The 20,275-nt window shown below is 64.9% G+C and carries 28 protein-coding genes; 24 read left to right on the forward strand and 4 right to left on the reverse strand.

Annotated features, from left to right (window positions below):
• Positions 1-311: 311 nt before the first annotated feature.
• Both C461_RS03140 and C461_RS03145 read right to left on the reverse strand, forming a co-directional pair.
• A complete protein-coding gene (locus C461_RS03140; RefSeq protein WP_007998591.1) occupies positions 312-956 on the reverse strand; it encodes a hypothetical protein in 645 nt (214 codons plus the stop codon).
• Complete coding sequence (locus C461_RS03145; protein ID WP_007998592.1) at positions 943-1,155, reverse strand: hypothetical protein; 213 nt, start codon at positions 1,153-1,155, stop codon at positions 943-945. Before C461_RS03145 ends, C461_RS03140 begins: the two co-directional genes overlap by 14 nt.
• Before the next feature lie 201 nt (positions 1,156-1,356).
• Between C461_RS03145 and C461_RS03150 the strand changes: the two genes are divergently transcribed.
• The 13 genes from C461_RS03150 to C461_RS03205 all read left to right on the forward strand — a co-directional run bounded on the left by C461_RS03150 (position 1,357) and on the right by C461_RS03205 (position 6,918).
• The gene (locus tag C461_RS03150; RefSeq protein WP_080506241.1) at positions 1,357-1,725 is read left to right on the forward strand and encodes a hypothetical protein; all 369 of its coding nucleotides are present in this window, start codon (positions 1,357-1,359) and stop codon (positions 1,723-1,725) included.
• A complete protein-coding gene (locus C461_RS03155; RefSeq protein WP_007998597.1) occupies positions 1,725-2,198 on the forward strand; it encodes a hypothetical protein in 474 nt (157 codons plus the stop codon). The genes C461_RS03150 and C461_RS03155 overlap by 1 nt, the downstream gene beginning before the upstream one ends.
• On the forward strand, positions 2,191-2,592 hold the full coding sequence (locus C461_RS03160) for a hypothetical protein (protein WP_007998598.1): 402 nt from the start codon (positions 2,191-2,193) through the stop codon (positions 2,590-2,592). The genes C461_RS03155 and C461_RS03160 overlap by 8 nt, the downstream gene beginning before the upstream one ends.
• Positions 2,585-2,965 (forward strand): hypothetical protein, encoded by a 381-nt coding sequence (locus tag C461_RS03165; RefSeq protein ID WP_007998599.1) that lies wholly within the window; start codon positions 2,585-2,587, stop codon positions 2,963-2,965. The genes C461_RS03160 and C461_RS03165 overlap by 8 nt, the downstream gene beginning before the upstream one ends.
• Positions 2,955-3,113 (forward strand): hypothetical protein, encoded by a 159-nt coding sequence (locus C461_RS15635; protein ID WP_156062182.1) that lies wholly within the window; start codon positions 2,955-2,957, stop codon positions 3,111-3,113. Before C461_RS03165 ends, C461_RS15635 begins: the two co-directional genes overlap by 11 nt.
• Positions 3,110-3,394: a hypothetical protein gene (locus C461_RS03170; protein WP_007998600.1), complete on the forward strand. Its 285-nt coding sequence runs from the start codon at positions 3,110-3,112 to the stop codon at positions 3,392-3,394. Before C461_RS15635 ends, C461_RS03170 begins: the two co-directional genes overlap by 4 nt.
• Positions 3,387-3,689 (forward strand): hypothetical protein, encoded by a 303-nt coding sequence (locus tag C461_RS03175; protein ID WP_007998601.1) that lies wholly within the window; start codon positions 3,387-3,389, stop codon positions 3,687-3,689. The genes C461_RS03170 and C461_RS03175 overlap by 8 nt, the downstream gene beginning before the upstream one ends.
• A complete protein-coding gene (locus C461_RS03180) occupies positions 3,682-3,906 on the forward strand; it encodes a hypothetical protein (RefSeq protein ID WP_007998602.1) in 225 nt (74 codons plus the stop codon). Before C461_RS03175 ends, C461_RS03180 begins: the two co-directional genes overlap by 8 nt.
• A 2-nt stretch (positions 3,907-3,908) precedes the next feature.
• On the forward strand, positions 3,909-4,148 hold the full coding sequence (locus C461_RS03185; protein ID WP_007998604.1) for a hypothetical protein: 240 nt from the start codon (positions 3,909-3,911) through the stop codon (positions 4,146-4,148).
• Positions 4,149-4,240: 92 nt separating this feature from the next.
• Positions 4,241-5,299, forward strand: coding sequence for a Cdc6/Cdc18 family protein (locus tag C461_RS03190; protein ID WP_007998605.1), 1,059 nt, complete (start codon positions 4,241-4,243; stop codon positions 5,297-5,299).
• A gap of 364 nt (positions 5,300-5,663) precedes the next feature.
• Complete coding sequence (locus tag C461_RS03195) at positions 5,664-6,392, forward strand: hypothetical protein (protein ID WP_007998607.1); 729 nt, start codon at positions 5,664-5,666, stop codon at positions 6,390-6,392.
• A gap of 58 nt (positions 6,393-6,450) precedes the next feature.
• A complete protein-coding gene (locus C461_RS03200; RefSeq protein ID WP_007998609.1) occupies positions 6,451-6,711 on the forward strand; it encodes a hypothetical protein in 261 nt (86 codons plus the stop codon).
• A complete protein-coding gene (locus tag C461_RS03205; protein ID WP_007998613.1) occupies positions 6,712-6,918 on the forward strand; it encodes a hypothetical protein in 207 nt (68 codons plus the stop codon). It abuts the gene before it with no gap.
• A 2-nt stretch (positions 6,919-6,920) separates the two neighbouring features.
• On the opposite strand, the gene C461_RS03210 is transcribed toward C461_RS03205, so the two are convergent.
• The gene (locus C461_RS03210; RefSeq protein ID WP_007998614.1) at positions 6,921-7,166 is read right to left on the reverse strand and encodes a hypothetical protein; all 246 of its coding nucleotides are present in this window, start codon (positions 7,164-7,166) and stop codon (positions 6,921-6,923) included.
• Between the two features lie 432 nt (positions 7,167-7,598).
• Between C461_RS03210 and C461_RS03215 the strand changes: the two genes are divergently transcribed.
• The 10 genes from C461_RS03215 (at position 7,599) to C461_RS15640 (ending at position 12,105) form a co-directional block, all read left to right on the forward strand.
• Positions 7,599-8,006, forward strand: a complete 408-nt coding sequence (locus tag C461_RS03215) for a DUF7344 domain-containing protein (protein ID WP_007998616.1) — start codon at positions 7,599-7,601, stop codon at positions 8,004-8,006.
• Positions 8,006-8,233: a hypothetical protein gene (locus tag C461_RS03220; RefSeq protein WP_007998618.1), complete on the forward strand. Its 228-nt coding sequence runs from the start codon at positions 8,006-8,008 to the stop codon at positions 8,231-8,233. Before C461_RS03215 ends, C461_RS03220 begins: the two co-directional genes overlap by 1 nt.
• A complete protein-coding gene (locus C461_RS03225; protein WP_007998621.1) occupies positions 8,233-8,628 on the forward strand; it encodes a hypothetical protein in 396 nt (131 codons plus the stop codon). Before C461_RS03220 ends, C461_RS03225 begins: the two co-directional genes overlap by 1 nt.
• Positions 8,628-9,383: a hypothetical protein gene (locus tag C461_RS03230; protein WP_007998623.1), complete on the forward strand. Its 756-nt coding sequence runs from the start codon at positions 8,628-8,630 to the stop codon at positions 9,381-9,383. The genes C461_RS03225 and C461_RS03230 overlap by 1 nt, the downstream gene beginning before the upstream one ends.
• The gene (locus C461_RS03235) at positions 9,376-9,585 is read left to right on the forward strand and encodes a hypothetical protein (RefSeq protein ID WP_007998624.1); all 210 of its coding nucleotides are present in this window, start codon (positions 9,376-9,378) and stop codon (positions 9,583-9,585) included. Before C461_RS03230 ends, C461_RS03235 begins: the two co-directional genes overlap by 8 nt.
• Before the next feature lie 2 nt (positions 9,586-9,587).
• Positions 9,588-10,235 (forward strand): helix-hairpin-helix domain-containing protein, encoded by a 648-nt coding sequence (locus tag C461_RS03240; RefSeq protein WP_049906259.1) that lies wholly within the window; start codon positions 9,588-9,590, stop codon positions 10,233-10,235.
• On the forward strand, positions 10,232-10,375 hold the full coding sequence (locus tag C461_RS15765; protein ID WP_169316530.1) for a hypothetical protein: 144 nt from the start codon (positions 10,232-10,234) through the stop codon (positions 10,373-10,375). Before C461_RS03240 ends, C461_RS15765 begins: the two co-directional genes overlap by 4 nt.
• On the forward strand, positions 10,375-11,526 hold the full coding sequence (locus tag C461_RS15975) for a hypothetical protein (protein ID WP_007998628.1): 1,152 nt from the start codon (positions 10,375-10,377) through the stop codon (positions 11,524-11,526). Before C461_RS15765 ends, C461_RS15975 begins: the two co-directional genes overlap by 1 nt.
• Before the next feature lie 85 nt (positions 11,527-11,611).
• Positions 11,612-11,950 carry a hypothetical protein gene (locus tag C461_RS03250; RefSeq protein ID WP_007998631.1) on the forward strand — a complete coding sequence of 113 codons (339 nt, stop codon included), beginning with the start codon at positions 11,612-11,614 and terminating at the stop codon, positions 11,948-11,950.
• Positions 11,950-12,105: a hypothetical protein gene (locus C461_RS15640; protein ID WP_156062184.1), complete on the forward strand. Its 156-nt coding sequence runs from the start codon at positions 11,950-11,952 to the stop codon at positions 12,103-12,105. The genes C461_RS03250 and C461_RS15640 overlap by 1 nt, the downstream gene beginning before the upstream one ends.
• Before the next feature lie 5 nt (positions 12,106-12,110).
• On the opposite strand, the gene C461_RS03255 is transcribed toward C461_RS15640, so the two are convergent.
• Positions 12,111-13,370 carry a tyrosine-type recombinase/integrase gene (locus tag C461_RS03255; protein ID WP_007998633.1) on the reverse strand — a complete coding sequence of 420 codons (1,260 nt, stop codon included), beginning with the start codon at positions 13,368-13,370 and terminating at the stop codon, positions 12,111-12,113.
• 510 nt (positions 13,371-13,880) lie between these two features.
• On the opposite strand from C461_RS03255, the gene C461_RS03260 reads away from it, so the two are divergent.
• Positions 13,881-20,275: malectin domain-containing carbohydrate-binding protein (locus tag C461_RS03260; protein WP_152418304.1), on the forward strand; the 6,395-nt coding region annotated here is incomplete at its 3' end.

Raw genomic sequence — 20,275 nt, forward strand, 5'->3', positions numbered from 1 at the left:
GGGCCGACCCACTGCGGTTTTCTTTATCGCACCCACGTACTGAGCGACAGCACTGTCGCTCGCTCGCGTTGCGCGATTCCCACAGCTATTCATACCGCGGATCAGATGTACTGACGCCGGCGACGTCGTGCAGAGGCACACGATTGAGATTCCGTAGACCGACTCGGCACCGATGCGGTCACGGTTGGGTGTCGCCGGCCTCTTACCACCGCAACCAGTCGACGACATCGACGATACGCTCTGAGTGACTGCTCCGAGAGCCGCCGCTCGCGACGATCGTGGACAACTCCGTCTAGAAAAAGCCGAGAACGTTACGCGTCGAGCAGCGCGTCCCGCGCCTGCTTCAACTCCGCGACGTCGTACTTCTCGTTACCACCCTGATCGGCGTGGCCCTCTTTGACCAACTCTCGGAACGCACCCTTGATCACGAGATCGGGTGCGTCCTTCGCGACGCCGAGCACCTCATGCGGAGCACGATCCGGTTCGGGCGCGACGGCGATCACGTCCGGACTCCCAGACTCGTCACCGGGCGGCAAGCGGGCGGTCTCGAACTCCGAGTCCGCGGTCGTCACCCCACAGCGCTCGGCGAGGCGTTTCCGCCGGGCGTATAACGCGATTGACCTCGCGTTTTCGAGTTGCGTCTCCCAGCGATCGCACGCGATCGCGTAACCCTCATCAGCCGGCCGGTCCGTCCGGCGGAACCGAACGGCGACACCGATGTCGTCCGGGCGATCGTGTTGGTGCGGGATGTTCGGCCGGTCTTTGTAGTGCGTCGACGCCGTGGATATCCGGACGTCCGTGGCGCCCCAGCGTTCGAGCTCGTCGACGATCGAGACGAACGCCTCCTTGCGCGTGACCGAAAGGTTGCCCGGGTAGGGCTCGCGCTCTGACGGGGCGGTACGCGGGTATCCCCCTGGCCAGTGCAGCTCGGGTGCGCGCTGTTCAGTCGTGTTCATCAGTCTCCTCGCAGACGACCTCACGGAGCTCCTCAAGCAGGTCTGGGTGGTGTTCTTTGAGGACCTCCACGTCGCTTTCGAGCTCTTCCTGAATCCGCCCTCGGACTCTGGAGGTTGCTTGGTACTTCCGAGAGTCACCATGCTCGCCTGCGATCTGCTCGCGCTCCGTTTCGGTGAGAAGCGCGCGAGTCTTCGCCATACCGCGTGTTCTGTGCGTGTCCATTGTAGTATTTGCTAACCTCTACAAGGTACTACTTAGCGCATATACTAATAGTTAGCGCAAATGCTAACCTATAAGTGGTTAGCAAATATACTAACTAGTAGGGAGCACTGGTCTGCGGTCAGAAGATGGCCGCCGGCGTCACACCGCCGACGACCGGTGCTGTCCACTAACGACAGCATGTCAACGACAGATCCGACCCCCCAAAACGGTACTGATAGCCCTGACACGATCACCGATCTGCGCGAGCTCCGCGTGGGCGACCGCGTCGTCTTCGGCGACCGGCAGCGGCCCGTCGACGTCGTCGACGTCGGTACCCGAACCGTCACCGACGAGCGCATCACCAAACAGATCGAGACGCCCATCGTCCGCGTTCAGGGCGACTGGTCCGGCGCCGTCGGCCGCGTGCTCGCGCACAAGCTGCTGCGGTGGGCCGACGGGATCGTCCTCGAAGAGACCGACGCGATCGTCGCCTGCGAGGGCGACTCCCTCACGCGCGGTGATCAGGTGACCGTCCGGCGCGTTTCGAGTGAGGAGGTGAGCGCCTGATGCGCAACACGATCCCGCGGACGTCGAAGCGGATGAACCGCATCGAGTCGAACGCGGCCGACCAGTTCGACGCGACGCTGCTCCACAATCGCGTGTACGAGGCGATCGGTGAGGACAGCCAGCTCCGTCAGCTCGTCGACGTCACCGAGCGCGCCTACCAACTCGAAGAGGACCAGCAGTTCGTGCACCGGGTTCGACGGGCAGCGTTCGGCGCGGCCGAAGACCTCAACGACGAGATCGACGACGTCGTCAACGCACGAGTGGCCGCCGAGTGTGCCGCCCTCATCACGGACGCCCGCGACGGGTGGTTCGACGACCATGCCGACAGAGCGGACATCGACGCGGCGTTCGTCGAGGCGAAGGCGTGGCTCAACGAGCACGGCGACGCCGCGTGCGACGCTGGGATCGACGTCGAGGCAGTGCTCTACGGTGATGACGGCGACGCCGACCAGGAGGTGACGGCCGATGTCTGAGCAGGGCGCGATCGACGCCGACTTCGACGACGCCGAGATCTCGTACGAGCAGCGCGTCGCGAACGCGCTCGAAGACGTCCGCACCGAACCCGTCCCGGGCAGCCTCGCGATCGACCTGGTGACGCGTCAGCTACTCTTTGTTCGCGCGAAGGTCGCCGACACGCTCGGCGAGTACTACGAGCAGGAGAACTTCGACCTCGCCACCTACGGACCACACCCGTGGCTGCCGGTCGACGTCGACGACGCTGCGTACGAGTGCTACTACATCAACGACCTGTCGCTCGACGGTCTCGACGACCTTGCCGACCTGAAGGACTACGCATTCCCTGCAGGTCGGCTCGCTGTCGTCGGCGTTGAACAGGCGTGGGCAGAGGGAGGTGTCGGGGATGTCTAAGGCCGATACCGGCGACACGGCGCCGTCTCAGCGGTTCGACGAGCGTGCTGCGAAGGCGCTCACGGAATCGATGAGCGTGCTCGACGCGCGGACGTTCAGCGACCTTCGCGACGAGGAGTTTCTCGTCGTCACACCCACGGGCACCTACACGGTCGACGCGATCGCGGAGACGTGCACCTGTCCCGACGCACTTCACCGCGCACCTGACGAGGGCTGTAAGCACCAACTCCGCGTCGCGATGGCGCGTGGCGAGCGACCGATTCCGGGGTGGGTCGACTGCTCGGCGATCGACGACGGCCTCGGGCAGCACCTCTCTGCAGATCCGCGTATCGTGACGGCCGACGGTTGGACGGAGGTGCTCGATGTTCGGTAGTCGCACCGACTACGACCTCAGCCTCTACGACGAGGACGGCGAGGTGGCCGCGATCGTGACGATCACCGCGGTTGAGGAGAGTGACGTCGCCACTGAGGCGCGCGATCTCCTCGAGGCCGAGTTCGGTGACGAGGAGGCCGGTCGATGAACGCCGTTCGAGAGCTCCACGACATGAAGGCGGAGATCGCGCGGCGAGTTGGGACGGACCCAGAGCGATATGGTCAGGGATGCGGGCATAAGACCCTGCTCGCGAACGAAGTGAAGCTCGTGGCTGAGGGGCTGGGGATGGGTCTCTCCGAGGAGCCGTGTCAACACGTCCGCGACGCGCTGATGATCCGGGTCGGGCGAGACCACAGAACCGGGATCAGCTTCTACGACTCTCGGGACGTGGAAGCGATCCTCGACCTGATGGAGGCCGACGATGAGTAGCCTCCTCGAACGCTCGCAGGTCGTGGAGGCCGGCCAGACGTGGCGGTGTGACGAAGCGCGCGCCGCCCCCGACGACGTGCCCGCGCCGCACGACGTCCCGCTGTGGGCGCCGCACCCGCGCTTCTCTGCCATCGTCGATCGCGTCCAGGACGACTACGTCGAGCTTACGGTGACGACCGGAAACTCTCACCCGCGGACGCCGGCGTTCGGCGCCGAGATGGTGAGCACGGTCGAGACGCTGACGAACGATCCGCGGTGGTCCTTCGAAGGCGATCGCGAGGTGCGCGATGTCTGAGGAGCTCCCGACGATCGAGTACGTCGGCGCCGACGGCGTCCGTCGCGAGCACGACTTCCAGCGCACCCCGAACGCGCCCTGGCAAGCGCTCCTCGTCGAGCGCGAAGCGGTCGATGGCGAAATGCGCTACGTCGGCACCGAGCAACTGCGCGAGCTCCGCGTCAATGGCGAGTCCGTGACCGCGGTGTCGCTGGTCGACGTCCTGGAGGAGCTCTGACGATGCGGTCGTTCGCTGACGCGGAGACGCACTTTTCGATAGTTCCCTCAGGGAGTCCGCCGAGCGTCGACGGGCTGGCGATCACGGAGCCGAAGTTCCTCCGGTGTTCGGCGTGTGGCGCACAGGTCCGGATCGATGGGCCGGACGAAACACAGACGACGATCGACGACCTCCCGCACGACCGGCAGTGCTCGCAGCGCGGGGTCAAGTCGCGCTACTTCGAAGAGCGATTCGTGCGGTAACCCCTCCGAACTGACCTCACGGCTCACTTTTAGCTTCACCCCGGAAGTTCGGCTCGGCTTTTTATACTCATTCTGCGTTAGCTGTCAGCAACATGAATGTCCGTCAGCAGGTCTTCGATGACGAGGCGTTCCCGCCGGATCTCCGTCATCGAGAGTCGCAGATCCAGCAGGTGATCCGACTTCTCCACCGGGCGCGTGAGAAACGCCAGGGCGTCCTCATCACGGGGCCGAGCGGCGTCGGGAAGACGGTTCTCGGGCGGATGGTTCTCACACAGTACGCTCGCGAACACGGTCTCGGGTGGACGTGGATCCAGACGCTCGGGCTGACGACGGGCGATGTCTTCCGGAAGGCGATCCGCGGCGCCGGCGACACGGTTGCTGACAACGCGCCCAACGCCGAGCTCCCGCGCCGGCTTCGCAACGCTATCGACGGCAGGCACGTGTTGCTCCTCGACGAGGGAGACGATCTCGCCGGGACGGGCACCGTCGGGAAGCTCGCGAGCGTCCCGGGCGTCGAGGTCATCATTATCGTCCACAACCCTGACGACTGGCTCGCACGGGCTGAGTCGAGCGTCCGGCAGCGCCTCCACGGCGGACGGGTGTCGCTGTCGCGATACGGCGTCGACGAGCTCGCGGACATCCTCGCTGACCGGGCACGCGTCGGGCTCGGCGATGACGTCGTCTCACGCCGGCAGTTGGAGACGATCGCGGACGACGTCGCCGGCGTTGCTCGCGATGGCATCCAGACGCTTCGGGCGGCCGCCGAGCTCGCAGACGAGCGCGATCACAGTCGCATTCGGGATGGCGACGTCGACGACGCCTATGAGCGCGCTCGCTCGCGCATCCGTGAGGCGAACCTCTCGTCGCTCCCGTTTCACCACCTGGTGCTCTACGAGTTGATTCGAGAGGCTGGTGAGCTGACTGGCCGGCAGCTCCACGCGCGGTATGAGGAGGTCGAAGAGCACGTGTACGCGAACCGCCAGTGGATGCCGATCGGTCGTCGCGATCGCCGGAACAAGCTCGACAAGCTCCTGGAGTACGATCTCATTGAGCGGTACCAGGTTGACCACCGGTGGGTGTACTCAGCAGTCACTCCGTCGCTCAAAAGCAATCGATCGATCACAGAAACCGTAACGGCCGCAACAACGTAGCGAGGCGCTCTCTATCGCAAAGAATCTACGATTGCTAGCAGTAGCGCAACCCCGAGGGCAGTCACCAGGAGTCCATCCCCGTAATTTCGGGCTGTCTCTGAGAACAGCACGAGCAACAGGCCAACCGTGGAAAGCTGGAATAGTCGAACCAGTAAATAATGGATGAACGACGCCGCATCACCGAGGCTTACATCCGGTAGCGTGCCGTGCTGCTCATTACTTGTGGACATTGGAATTGGTGGATTCTAGGTGGTAATACGGCCTGTTGCTACATTACACTAGTGGCTGATGTTTGCTACGTCAGCACCGGACTGGTTAAATGTTACGTAAAGATATATGTTGGCGTGACAGGTGAGGATAGACGATGATCGAAGAAGGCACGAGACAGTTTGATCTCTACGATCTCGTGAGTGTTCTTATCCCTGGATCAACGTTTACTGTCGGGTTGGTTCCGCTGCTGCCCGCAGATACTGGATCCCTTTCGACCGCGGCGTTGGTCGTTGTTCTTTTGCTTGGGTTTGTCTTCGGCCGCGGTATCCACGCTCTCGGCATCCAGGTTGAGTCTCACGAGAGCGCGACTAGCCACCGCGAGGTGTTTCGCCAAGAAATTGCCAACACAAGTGCGATGAGCGAAGATGTCGTCGATCGCTTCTACACAACCGCTCGACAGAAGTTTGACCTTGATTTTCTCAGTACGGATCGGACACAGCTCGATCCGATAAAAGACTCAACCGAGATCGATACGCTGTATGACCACGTCCGGAGCTACATACACATGGATGCTCGCGGGCGTTCCCGCACGTTTCAGGCAGTACTTGACTTCTGTCGCGGAATGATGATCGCGTCTGGGATCCTCTCATTCATCTACCTGACGTACGCGATCGCGCTGGTCACAGGCTTCACTGAATCGTCGTGGGCACCGTACGTTAGCTACCTCGGGAACTACGAGCTTCGTCCGGCCCTCATCGCCTTTGGAGCGCTCTTTATTCTTGCGGGTGCGTTCATCACATTTGAACAGATCCGATCTGACTACCGCACCTACTACATCGAATATCTCATGACTGATTACCTCGTCCTCGAACGGGACTCGTAGCCCCACCCCGGAAGTGCGACCCCCTTTTTAGGTAATTGCCCGCGCACGTCGAGTCGCGATGCACACTCACGAGACGGCAACCCGGCGAACGGTCGACATCACGGGACTCGGCTTTGAGCCGGTCGCACTCCCGACGGACGTCGACGTCACGATCTGCACCACGGATGACCGGACGGTCGTCGACGTCGAGTTCGACACCGAAGTGTGGACGCTCACGTTCGACGAGTACGGGCAGCTCGATGACGCGCCCGCGCGCTCGGTGCCGCGCTGGTTGGGCCCGGTGATCAAGAAGGCGGCGCCCGGGTTGCGGGTGGTCTAGATGCCCGTCGAGATCGATCCGTCCGTGCCGGGCGAGAAGTGGCGGTACGCCTGTCCGCGCGGGCACACCGACTGGGTGTTGCGCGACGGCGCGATCGCGTGTCGGAGCTGTCCGCACTGGCGCGTGCCCGGGACGCGACGCTACGACGTGCTCATCGATCAGCAAACAGGCCGCGAAATCGACGTCGAAGAGGTGCGTGTCCAGTGAGCCTACTCGACCGGGTCGAGCTCGGCGGCGTCGAGCTCCTCGTCGAGGAACGCTTCGCCATTGGACGTGATCCGGTAGAGGCCTCGCACACCAGGGACTGCAGGCTCAACGAGCCCGTAGCTCCGAAGCTTCGTGAGGCGATTGCTCGCGTAGTTCGCGACAGCAACGTCGAGCTTCTCGAATGCGTCAGGTGTGAGGTTGCCCTCGGAGCGCAGGTGCTCAAGGATGGCCTCATCGACAGGCCGCATCCAATCGGCACGTCCTCGTGGCACGACGCTCGCTTCGACTGTGGAACTCATAGGAATATCGGTGTTCATCTCTATGAGATGTATCCCTATAAAATAGTCCATAAACACATCACTAATTCTGTGAGTAGCACAGCAAGCTATTTGTAACAGGCAGACTAACGCCTAGTTGACCTGGCCTTCGCGGGAAAACCCCGCCGGTGCGACAACACCGACGGGCCGGGTCCCAAGGCGCCCCTCTCACGAGGGGATTTGACAGAGACCCATGAACGGATCAGACCACGGGGGCCTTAGTAATGCCTCCAATGACGGCAGCAGCACCGACGACGAACAGCGACAGTACCAATTCGGAGGCGACCTCGTAATTACCTCCAGCGCCAGCGCTGGCGCGTGGATCTCGGCAAAGTACCTCGCCGATCTCACGGAGGCGCGGTGATGTCGGTCTTCGACCGCCTCGGCTCGATCGTCTCCTCGACGTCGACCGACGAGTCGCTCCCGCGCAGCACCATCGACCTCGACATCGACACGGCGCTGTCGCTGCTCGCGAACGAGCGCCGACGGCTGACGCTTCGCTTCGCGATCGAGGACGCGGGCGAGGAGTTCGACCTCGTCGAGGCCGTTCGGTACATCGCCACGTACGAGTACGGAACGGGCTACACGGGCAGCGAGCGCAAGCGCGTGTACATCTCGCTGTACCAGTCGCATCTCCCCGAGCTGGTCGACGCCGGAATCCTCGACCGCGTCGACGACGGCGAGGGCCACACGTTCCGCGTCGCCGAACCGGCACGGCCACTGTACAACGTGCTCGACGTGACGACCGCACTGCTCGGAGGTGAGGAGTGATGTCGGTCGACGACGCGCACTCGCTCGTCCGGAACGCCCTGCAGGGGGCAGACGAGGACACGCCCGGGCTTCACGAACTTCGGCTCGCCGACCTCAACGAGACCGAGCGCGAGCACGCGATCCAAGCGCTCGGTGCGCTTCACCGACTCGACGGCGCGCTCGCCGAGCGGTCGGGGTTTGCGGCGCTCGACCAACCGGCCCAGCAGCGCTACGGCGGTGAGAAGTGATGCCGACCAGTTTCCTCACTCGCGAGGAGATGCACGATCGCGTCGACGTCATCTTCGACGAGATCGAAGCCGAGCTCGTCGCCGACGACGATGAGCCGATCGCGCTGATCGGCCAGCTGGTCGGCAACCTGAGCGTGCGTGGCCCCCACGATGGCGAGAAGCGCTTCGAAGCAGATCCGTCAGTCGCGTTCGCACACTACGCGTTCCCGAACGGCGACTCCTACGCACTTGGGGCCGCATTCCGCGACCTGCCAAACCGCGAGCTCGTGTCGACGGTCATCGTCGCGAAGAGCTCACTCCACCCAACGCTCGCCAAAGCGATCGACGGCGACGAGGACGCTCGGGAGTCGGTCGCGAACGGCGAGCTGCTGGCGGCCGATGGAGGTGGCGCCTGATGCACGACGCGACTCTGTTCCTCACGCACGAGGAGGCGCGCGACCCGGAGGTCTCGTCCCAACTCGACGGCGACTACCCGGCCGTCGACGCCGAGGGTGCTCACTACCTCGACGGGCACACCATCTACTACGGGACGGCCGCGGACCTCATCGAAGAGCGACGCGAAGACGTCGCGGTCGACGACACGGAGATCTCGACGGGCCGGGCGAAGGTGCTCGTCCCGCGAGCCATCGACTTCTACGTCGACGTCTCCACCGATCCGGGATTCATCGGCATCTCCTCGGCCTCCGCTGGCGAGTGGTTCGTCAAGCGCGTGGCTGCCCAGACCGGCGTGAACGTGATGCAGACGCGAATCGACGTCGACGCGTTCGCAGAACACATCCGCGACCAGGAGACGGCCGACGCCTGGAACGTCTCGCACTCGCGCGACTACGGCGGCGGCAAAGAGAAGACGAGCATCGAGTACCACGATGCCGCCGACCTCGCTTCGGCCTCGAACGGGACGATCGGCCTCGGCTTCGAGTACTTCTGGGACGACATCGCGATGCGCGGTGTGATCTACGAGAGCGGCTACGTCGCGAACTATCGCGATGGCCTCCTCGAAGAGGTGTTCGCGAAGTGGGTTCGCGAGGAGGTCCTGCCGTTCCTCGAAATCGAGCATGACGAGGAGGAGACAACCGAGCAGACAGAGCTGACCGAGGACGAGCAGGACCGTGCCGAAGTCGCCGTGACTGACGGAGGTAGTGATGAGTGACGGTCGCGTGCTCCCGAACGGAGGAGAGATTCACTTCACCGACGAGCGTGATCCGCACTCCGCCGACCGGGTCGAGATCCTCCCGGGCGGTCTCGTGAAGGCGATCTACAAGAGCCAGTATCAGCTCGAAGTGTACCCGCCGCACGTCATCGAGGGCGTGTACACGTACACGAAGCACCTCGAAGATGAGGAGTGGTGGTAGTGATGTCTGAAGTCACTGCGACCGACCACGTCCACGAGCTCGCCGACACCGGCGAGATCTCGGCGGCGATCGCCGACCGGCTCGACGACAACGGTTTCGAGACGATCGCGGACCTGCTGATCGCCGACCAAAAAGACCTCGAAGATGTGCCGTACGTCGGCGCCGGGCGCGCCGCAGACATCCTCGCGGCCGTCGACGACGTCGAGCCCGAACCACTCGTCGACTCCCGCGAAGTCGTCCTGGAAGCGACGCTCGGTGAGAAGCTCCGTGTAACAATGGCCGACCGCCGAGGGTATGCTAACGCGTTCGCCGTCATCGACACTGAAGAGCCGACTGTGTGGGAGACGCCTGATGGGGACACCTGGCGGACGCGACGCATCCGGCTCTCACAGAAGATGGCCGGCGATGGCGCCGATCACGAAGAGTGTGACCTCGTCGTCGGCGCCGATGGGGTGCGGATCGAAGACCCGCCGGTCAAGAGCCAGAAGCGCTACTCCCGCGCGAAGGGCTGGCGAGTTGAGTCGGTCGGCGCCGTCGGTCGCGTCGAAGCGGTGGCGTTCGCACAGCTCCGAGGCCAGCAAGAGCAGGCTGACGTCAAGCCCGAAGGCGACGACACGTGGCGGAAGTACCAGTCGCGAGGTGAAGCATGAGCGAGGACGTCCGCGAGCACGTTGACCGCGCGCTCGAACAGGCCGTCGCGACCGGCGCCGACCTGGACGACGTCGAAGCCATCTTCGAGGACGGACTCGACCGCGTTGATCAGCTCCGCGCGCTGCGAGGTGAGGCGTGATGCCGGTGCCGACTGATCGTGAGAAGGCAGAGCGGGCAAAAGACCGTGCGAACGAGGCGTCGACGAGCGAGTTCGACGTGGTCGGGATCCTCTGTCCGGCGTGCAACGAGCCCGTCACGATCTGTGAGCCGAACCCGAACGAGTACATCCACTCCGACGACGGAGAGACGTACACCAACGACCGGGCGGCGTACGAGATTTCGCCGGCACGTATCATCGAATCTGACCACGATAATCCGTGGGACGCGATCCACGTCGTTCCTGAGGTGGCAGAAGTCGATCTCGGTGACCGCGTCGAACAGGTGCTCAAGGTCATCGCGTACAAGCACGACCACACAAGCGAGTCCTACGAGCTCTGGCAAGAGCAGCTCGACGCGCTCGAGGAGACCGAGCGTCGTGCAGAGGAGAACCGCGGGCTCGGCGACTACGCCACAGACGGCGGGACCACCGCCGAGGAAGTGCTCGATAACAACGGCGTCGGGCAGAACGACGGCTACACCGGCGACGGGTACGGCGGCTCCGAGACGGCCATGGAGGCCATCGAGGCGTTCGTCGACGAGTGCGTTACCGACCAGCTAGTCGTTTCCTCGCGCTCGATCGAGAACGGGACGGATGTCGGGGCTCGCGCTCAAGAGATCGGAAAGACACTCGGTGCTCGCCTCGACGGTCGGACGCCCGACGGGTTTCTCGACGATGTCGAGCTAGGGAAATGGCGCGACACGCGCCCGACAAAGTGGGTGTTCACTCGCGTCGCCGGTGAGGCCACCGGCCGACAGACTGGCCGAACGCTTCGCAAGCCCGAGCTCGTCCGCGAGATCTCGGCAGCGCTCGATGTGACGGACGGCTACCGCTGTCACCACACCGATGAAACCGAACGAGTCGACATCCGGGCGTCGTGGATGCGCACCGTCCTCAAGGCCGTCGCGACAGCCGCCGGTGACAATCTGGAGTCGTACCTGAGCGACGAACAGCCCGCGTACGTCGACGACCCGATCGACGAGCTGACCATAACCGGTGTGAGTCGCGTCCTCGAACGCATCCTCGACACCAACGAGACACTCGGCACGAGCGAGGGGTGGCCCCGATCGACGCTGCTCGTGATCCACGCAATCCTCGTCGACGGGTGTGGCCCGAGCGAGGTGGCGCCGTGAGCTGGACCGCCGAGTTCCTGACGCAGTGGCTGACGGCCGGCCTCGCCGTCGTGCTCATCGCGTTCATCGTCCTCGAGGTGGGTCCATGAGCGCTCAGCAGACACGGTACACCGCCAAGCACGCGACCGACCAGTTCCGCATCCGCGCGACTGGCGGTGCTGCCGTCGCGACGGCCTGGCAACGCGGGCTCTCCGTGGAGATTCCCGAGGAAGCTCCTGTTCCCCGCCACGACGAGGCGCGGTACGACGCCCGGTCAGACCTCGTCGTGTTCCGCCGCAAACAGACGCTCACGACGTGTTACGGGCTCGACAGCGAGCACCTGACCAACATCCACGGCGTCGCCGTCGCGGCCGCCGTCGACGCACAGTACGGGACGAGCTACTGCTCCCGAATCGACTCCGAAAATCTGGAGGAAGTCAACTGATGAGCTCAACAACTGCAGACGACACGTTCGACGACCCGGCAGAGAAGCTTCGCGAAGACAAAGAGGCAGTCGAGCTGTTCAAGCGACTCGCCGACTCCGACGCACAGTGCGCCGACCGCTTCCAGAACGCGCTCGAAAAGGCGGGGATTCGGTGACGATGTCAGTCCAACAGCAGCTGGCTGAGAATGGGATCGTCACGGAGTCGGTCGCGAGCAGCGATGACATCCTCGGCCTCGACGTCCAGGTCGCTGCGAGCGGCGTCGACTGCGTCCTCGACCATCTCGTCTTCGAGCTCGTCGACGCGCTTCGCCGTCTCGGCGTCGAGCGCCGTCCCGCACCACATACAGAGGTCGTTTTCGGCGGGCGTCTCTCGGTCACACCGGTGACAGACGACCGGGGCGCGGACCTCGTCGTCTTCGTCGAGGTCGACGTCGATCCCGTGCATGGCCGCGAACTTCGCTTCCTGCGTCTCCCCGGAGAACTTCGCGACGTAGCGGGAGATGACGGGCGACCCGCGGGCGCGACCCTGGCGGTCCTCGATGAACGCCTGGGACTTGTCCTGTTGAGAGAGCCAGTAGGCGTTCGACTTCCGAAAGTTGGTCGGCGTCACCGGCAGGTCGACGTCGGCTCGACCAGCGGCCTTGCGGAAGATCTTCAAGAAGAGTTGGTAGCTGACGCGCTCCGGCTTGTTGAGTCGACTCCACACGTAGTCGTCACCGCCGCCGGGGTGCTCGGACTGCCACCGCGAGACCCACGGGATCGACCGGATGAGGTGGACGTCGTGTTCACCACGCTTCCCGTCGACGCGGACCTTGACGGAGTGCTCGGAGTCGCTGATCTGGTCGAGCGTGAGGTCGTGCAGCTCGCCGCCGCGGAAGCCGCCCTCGAACTGGAGCGCGATGAGCGCCCTGTCGCGGTCGTTGTGGCAGGCATCGATCATCGGGCGGACGTGCGCGTCCCACTCGAGCATGTCGGCCTCGTCGGGCTCGGGCTGGTAGTCACGCGTCGTCTGCGTGGAGATCCAGTCGTGCGTGTCGGGGATCTCCTCGCCGCGGGTAGTATGTTTGGCGAGCATCCGGAAGGCGACGCGGTAGTCTCGGTTGGTCTCCTGGCTCCCTTCGGCGATGTCGTAGGTGTCGTGGATCCAGCGGACGACCTCCTTCGCAGCGTCTTTGGCGGCGTCGAAGTCGTCGTCATCGCGCTCGGAGAGGATCGACTCGACGAGCTCGACGCCGGCGTGCTCACTCGCACGGGTGTTGTGTCGGAGCAGCTTCTCGTGTCGATGCCAGCCGTAGTCCTCACGGCGGAGCTTCAACTCGTCACTGAACGCGAGCAAGAGCTCGCGATCGGCGGGACTGCCGCCCCGGTCGCCGGCCTGGAGCTTCTCGCGGAGGGTGTCGACGGCGGTCTTCGCAGCCATACTATCCCTGTTTATATGTGGGATGTTAAACCTCTGGTTGAAAGCCCTCCTCCGGCTTTCAGCTTTCTGTTCACGTTCCACTGTCGGTAGTCGTCGCGTAGCCTCGATCGGCAGTTACCCCACTCAGTGCCACGCAACGCCCGTCGCACGCGGCGTGGTCAAGTGAACCGATACGAACCGGACGTACGCCGCGTTCCGAACGGTCTCAAACCGCTCAAAACCGGCACGCGTCGGGCCCGCTGTTGTCGCGTTCGGGAGCTTGTGTTTATATCGAACTCGATTAATTGTACGATTACAGACATTTATTTGCGCGCTGTTGCTGATCGATTCAAACGAGTTAGGAAACCCCTGAACCCGGCAAATATCGGCTGAAGGGTGTGCTCTTGGTGTATCAGCAATATCTCACATTGCGGTTATACGGATTGTTACTATTCATATATTACATTACTGACCGATTGTCGGCCGAGTAGTAGGACGCGATCCGAACACGCCGGCCAACGGACAACCAATATGCCACCGACACGATCGAAGCGGGCCTTCGCACTGCTGTTCTCGCTGTTGATGATCACGTCTATGGGCGTGGGATCGATAGCGGTTGGAGCCGGCACTGCGCAGGCGCAGACGGGCGGAGACGTACAGTATCGAGTGAACGCAGGCGGATCGACGGTCGGGGCGGTCGACGGCGCCCTCGACTGGACGCCGCCGGGCTCTACGACCGGCGTCTCCGTGAGTGGGAGTTCGGACACGTATAGCACGGGCGATTCGATCACCCTCGACGGGACGGTTCCGTCGAGTACGCCCTCGGAGGTGTTCGAGACGGAACGCTACGACGGCCAGCAGTGGGACTTCGACGTCACGTCCGGTCAGCAGTACGAGGTTCGGCTGTACTTCGCCGAGATCTACCAGACGTCGTCGAACGAGCGCGTCTTCGACGCCGCCATCGAGGGCGAGACGGTTCTGAACGACTACGACATCCACGCCGACGTCGGCCACGACGTCGGAACGATGCAGTCGTTCACCGTGACGCCCTCGGACGACACGCTCGACGTCGACTTCACGAACGAGGTCGATAACGCGAAGGTCTCCGCTATCGAGATCGTCGAGGCCGAGCCGCAATCCGACACGCTCGGCGCGTCGCCGTCCGGTGTCGACTTCGGCAGCGTGGTCGTCGGCGACTCCGAGACGGAGTCGGTCACGGTGACGAACCTCGGCGGCGACGGAGACGCGGACATCACCGTCGACGACGTCTCCGTCTCCGGCGATAGCGCCTTCTCCGTGGGCGAGGCGTCCCAAACGACGCTCGCCCCCGGGGAGTCCGCGGCTGTCCCGGTGACGTTCGCGCCGGACGACGCTCAGGCCGCGTCAGCGACGCTCGAAATCAATCACTCGGGAAGTAACGCACCGCTCTCGGTCGATCTCTCCGGCGAGGGGACGAGCTCGGTCGATCCCGGCTTCAGCAAGTCCACGCTCGAGGGCTTCAGCGCCGGGAACCCGACGGCCATCGACTTCGGCCCGGACGGTCGCGTCTACGTCTCGTCGCAGGGCGGAATGGTGTACGCGCTCGACGTCGAGCGCACCGGTGAGGACAGCTACGAGGTCGTCAACGAGGTCGAGATCGACGCGATCACAGACATCCCGAACCACGACGACTTCGGCAACATCGAGTCCGATGCCAATCGCCAGATCACCGGGCTGACCGTCGGCGGCACCGCCGACCAGCCCGTGGTTTACGTCGCTTCCAGCGACCCCGAGATCAGCGTCGGACAGGACGACGACTCCACCGACACCAACTCGGGGGCGATCTCGCGGCTGACGATCGACGCGGGAAGCGACGGAACGCTTGAAGCGAGCGAGGTCGGCCACGACGTGTTGGTCCTCGGGCTGCCGCGCTCCGAGGAGAACCACGCGACGAACGGCCTCGATCTGACCCCCGACGGCGACACGCTGTACGTCGCGCAGGGCGGCCACACCAACAAGGGCGCCCCGGGCGACAACTTCGGGCACACGCCCGAGTACGCGCTGTCGGCGGCGGTCCTCGAGATCGACCTGGCACAGATCGAGAACAACCACCAGCCGAAGAGTCTCGAGAGCGAGAACAGTGCGTATCCGGACCTCGATTACGTCTACTCGATCCCGACGGTCCAGGGCGGCGACCTGCCCTTCGGCGGGAACGACGGAATCAACCAGGCGAAGCTGATCGAGGGCGGCCCGGTGCAGATTTACTCGCCCGGCTACCGGAACCCCTACGATCTGGTCCTCGCGGAGAGCGGTCAGCTCTACGTCAGCGATCACGGTCCGAACGGCGGCTGGGGCGGTCAGCCGGCCGACGCGAACGGGGATACCACCGCCGACGCGGCGTCGGTGACGAACCACCCGAACGAGGAGGGGAGCTTCTCGACGAGCGACCAGCTCATCGCTGCTGACGAGGGCGAGTACGGCGGGCACGCGGCGCCGATTCGCGCGAACCCCACGCAGGCGGACATCTACGACGCGGACGGGAACGTGGAGTTCGACATCACCGAATCGAACTCACCGGTTCCGTCGAGCATGGTGAACCCGGTCGAGGCCGACTACATTCCGCCGACGAGCGGCTCGCCCGACCCGGGGGCGCCCGCGGGAAGCGCTAACTCGATGGTCGACGGGGATGGAGATCCCGTCCTCTTCGGCCCGACGGGCGGCACCGAGGAGTACACCGCCTCGAACTTCGGCGGCGCGATGGAGGGCGACATCCTCCAGGTCGAACTCGGCGGCGACATCGAGCGCGTCGAACTGAGCGATGACGGCGAGACGGCCACGAACGTCGAGACGATCTTCAACACCGGCGGTCCGCTCGGCATCACCGCGCAGGACGACGACGAGGCGTTCGCCGGAACCGTCTGGACCGCCAACCACGGCGGCAACGACGTCACCGTCTTCGAGCCGAACGACTTCGGTGACGACGACGGTGACGGCGGGGACGGCGAGCAGTGTACCGGCGCCGACGACCCGAGCCTCGACGAGGACGGTGACGGCTACGACAACGCCGACGAGATCGACGCGGGAACCAACCCGTGCTCGTCGAGTTCGACGCCCGCCGACTTCGACGGCGACGGCACCTCTAACCTCAACGACCCCGACGACGACAACGACGGCCTCAACGACACCGAGGACCCGTTCGCGGTCGACCCGAACAACGGCGTCGACACGACCGTCCCGGTCCAGCACGACCTCTCCGAGCTGAGCCTGTTCGGCGAGAACGGCCAGGGCTGGACGGGCGTGATGACGAACGGGCAGGACGACTACCAGGACCTCTACGATCCGACGAAGATGACGGTTGGCGGCGCGGCGGAGGTCCTCACGGTTGAGGAGGTGCCGCAGGGCGACGCCTACCAGACTCCGAACGACCAGCAGTACGGCTTCCAGTTCGGCGTCAACACGCCGGACGAGCCGTTCACCGTCGAGACGACGGTCGCCTCCTTCCCGGAGAACCCGGAGGACTTCCAGTCCGCCGGGCTCCAGATCGGGGACGGTACGCAGTCCAACTACGTCAAACTGGTCGCCGCGGCCAACGGCGGCGACGGCGGCGTCGAGTTCGCGAAGGAGGTCGACGACTCGTTCGACGGCCAGATGACCGACGAGAGTGCGGTCGCGGGCGGAACCACGACGCTTCGGATGACGGTCGACCCGACGACCGACCCGGCGCCGAACAACGGCGTCGACGAGGTCGCCGTGACCGCCGAGTACGAGGTCGACGGTGCGACCACCGAGGTCGGAACCGTCGCGATGCCGGCGAGCTGGCTCGACACCTCGGACGGCGTCGCGCCCGCGGTCGGCGTTATCTCGACGTCCAACGGTGCGGACAGTCCGTTCTCGGCGACGTGGACGGACATCTCGGTCGATTACGTGGACGCGCCCGAAAACCAGCCGCCGACGGCTGATGCGGGCGCCGATCAGACGGTCGAAGAAGGCGACTCGGTCACGCTCGACGCGTCCGGATCCAGCGACCCGGACGGCGACCAGCTCGGCTACACGTGGACCCAGACGGCGGGTCCGGACGCCGGCCTGAGCCAGAGCGACGGTGAGACGACGACGTTCACCGCGCCCGAGGTCGACTCGGCAACGACGCTCACCTTCGAGGTGAGCGTCTCCGACGGACAGACCAGCGACACCGACGCGGTGAACGTCACGGTACAGCCGTCCGACGACTCGTCAGACGGTGACCTGACGGTCGCGCAAGCGGTCGCGATGGGCGGCGAGAACGACTCGCTGATCGAGGATTCGGAGATCCAGCAGGCGATCAACTACTGGGCGACCGGCAGCGAAGTGCCCGACACCGGCGGCGAGACCATCAGCGACAGCCAGATCCAGCAACTCATCAACTACTGGTCGACGGACGCCATCGTCGGCGACGGCAACGAACAGCCGACGGCGTCGTTCACCGCCAGTCCCGACTCTCCCGAGGCGGGCCAGCAGGTGAGCTTCGACGCGTCCGGGTCCGGCGACGCGGACGGCTCTATCGCGAGCTACGAGTGGGACTTCGACGGCGACGGTGCGGTCGACGCCACCGGCGAGCAGGTGACGAACACCTTCGACGCCGCGGGCGACTACGACGTCACGCTCACCGTCACCGACGACGACGGCGCCACCGACAGCGCGACCGAGACCGTCACCGTCAGCGAGACGACGGCGCAACCCGGCGCGGCGTCGGTGAGCGTCACGCCGGACAGCGGCACCGAGGCGTCGACCTACGGCAGCGGCTCGTTCACGGTCGAGAACACCGGCGACCAGCAGATCTCGTCGGTCACCGTCGATCTGTCTTCGGGCGCGATGCCCGACATGGTGTGGGACCCCGACGGGACCGCCGGCGACCAGGCGGCCAAGGGCCTCGTGATCGACTCGGAGTCCGGTGACGGCGTCGGCGTCGTCAGCACCGCCGACGGCGACGTGTTCAGCCAGCCGCACAACGGCGCGAACGGCTCCGACGGCTACGACGTGCTGACAATCGAGTTCACCGACTTCGAACCCGGCGAGTCGGTGTCGTTCTCGGCGGACAACGACCCGACGAGCATCAAGAACGCGACCATCAGCTCGCAGGAGGCCGGACCGGTCTCCGGTCTCGAACTCGCCCGCTCGACGGTGAGCGCCGAGTACGCCGACGGAAGCGTCCAGGAGACGCAGCTGTTCGGCGACGGCAGCGCCGGCGGTGCGCAGGCGACGCTCGACGAGTCGGTCGCACCGGCACCGAGCGTCGACGTGCAGGATGTCGACCTCGACGACGGCGCGCTCCGCGACCACCACAGCGCGGCCACCGTGAGCGAGGCCGACCAGACCGTGACCGTCACAGGCGAACCCGGCGAGACGGTCACGCTGCTGCACTTCGAGGGCGAACTCGAACTGAGCAACGTCCCCGAGTACGACGGGACGCCCGGCTACGACATCGAGGCCTACGAGGCCAACAAGATCGAGAACGTCGACTACCAGACGGTCGCGCTCGACTCGAACGGCGAGGCCGAGGTGCCCGTCACGCTGCTCAACACGACCGACGTCGGCGGCTACAACCACTTCGTGGCGACCCACGGCGAGCCCGGTTCCGACACCGGTCTCGACTCGAACGTGGTCGTCCTGCAGTACGACGAGAGCGCCGGCGACGGCGGTGACGGCGGCGCGACCAGCTTCGCCGTGAACGCCGGCGGCGACACCCACACCGCCAGCGACGGTACGGAGTTCCAGGCCGACGCCAACTTCGACGGCGGCACGACGTTCACCACTGGGGAGGCCGGGACGCCCTCGGACCCCGAGATCTCGAACACCGACGACGACGAACTGTACTACACCGAGCGGTACGGCGACTTCGGCTACGACGTGCCCCTCGAAGACGGCGAGTACGAGGTCACGCTCCACTTCGCCGAACTCTACCAGGGCGTGGCGAACGACGGCGGCGACGGCGACCGTCTGTTCAACGCCTCGATCGAGGGACAGCAGGTCCTCGACAGCTACGACATCTACGCCGAAGCCGGCGGCGCGCACGCGGCGACCCAAGAGACGTTCACCACCGAGGTCACCGACGGCGAACTGAACGTCGCCTTCAGCACCGTCGAGGACAACGCGAAGGTGTCGGCCATCGAGGTCGAACCGGTCGACGGCGGCGATAGCGGTGACTCGAACACCGCACCGACCATCGACGCGATCGCGAACCAGACAGTCACCGAGGGCAACTCGACGACCGTTCCGGTCAACGCCGAGGACCCGGACGGCGACTCGCTGACGCTGTCGGTGAGCGGTCCCGACTTCGTGACTCTCGACGGGGACGCGGTAGCGATCGCTCCCGAGTCCGGCGACGCGGGGACGTACACGGTCGACGTGACGGCCGACGACGGTACGGCCACGACGACCGAATCGTTCCAACTTCTCGTCGATGAACCGGCCTCCGCTGAACTCCAGACGCTCCACCGCGTGAACGCGGGCGAGAGCGAGAGGCTCTCCGCGACAGACGACGGTCCCGACTGGACCGGCGTCGCGAACACGAGTTCGCAGTACCTCGCGTCGGTCGGGGAGTCGTCCGCTGGCAACTACGGCGGGGGCACGATCGCCTCGACGACCGAGAACGTCCCGTCGAGCACCCCTGACGGGGTGTGGGACTACGAGCGCTACGGCAACTCCACGTGGGAGTTCCCCGTCGATTCCGGCGAGGAGATCGAAGTGCGACTCTACCTCGGAAACTCGTTCGACGGAGCGAGCGAACCCGGTGACCGCCAGTTCAACGTCTCCGTCGAGGGCCAGCAGGTCCTGACGCAGTACGACCCAGTGGCCGACGTCGGCCACCAAACGGGGACGATGAAGAACTTCACCGTCACCGAGGGCGGTGACGGGACGGTCACGGTGGCCTTCGAGCAGGGAGCCGCCGAGAATCCGGAGGTCAGAGCCAT

The organism is Halorubrum aidingense JCM 13560 (genome assembly GCF_000336995.1).
Taxonomy (GTDB): Archaea; Halobacteriota; Halobacteria; order Halobacteriales; family Haloferacaceae; genus Halorubrum; species Halorubrum aidingense.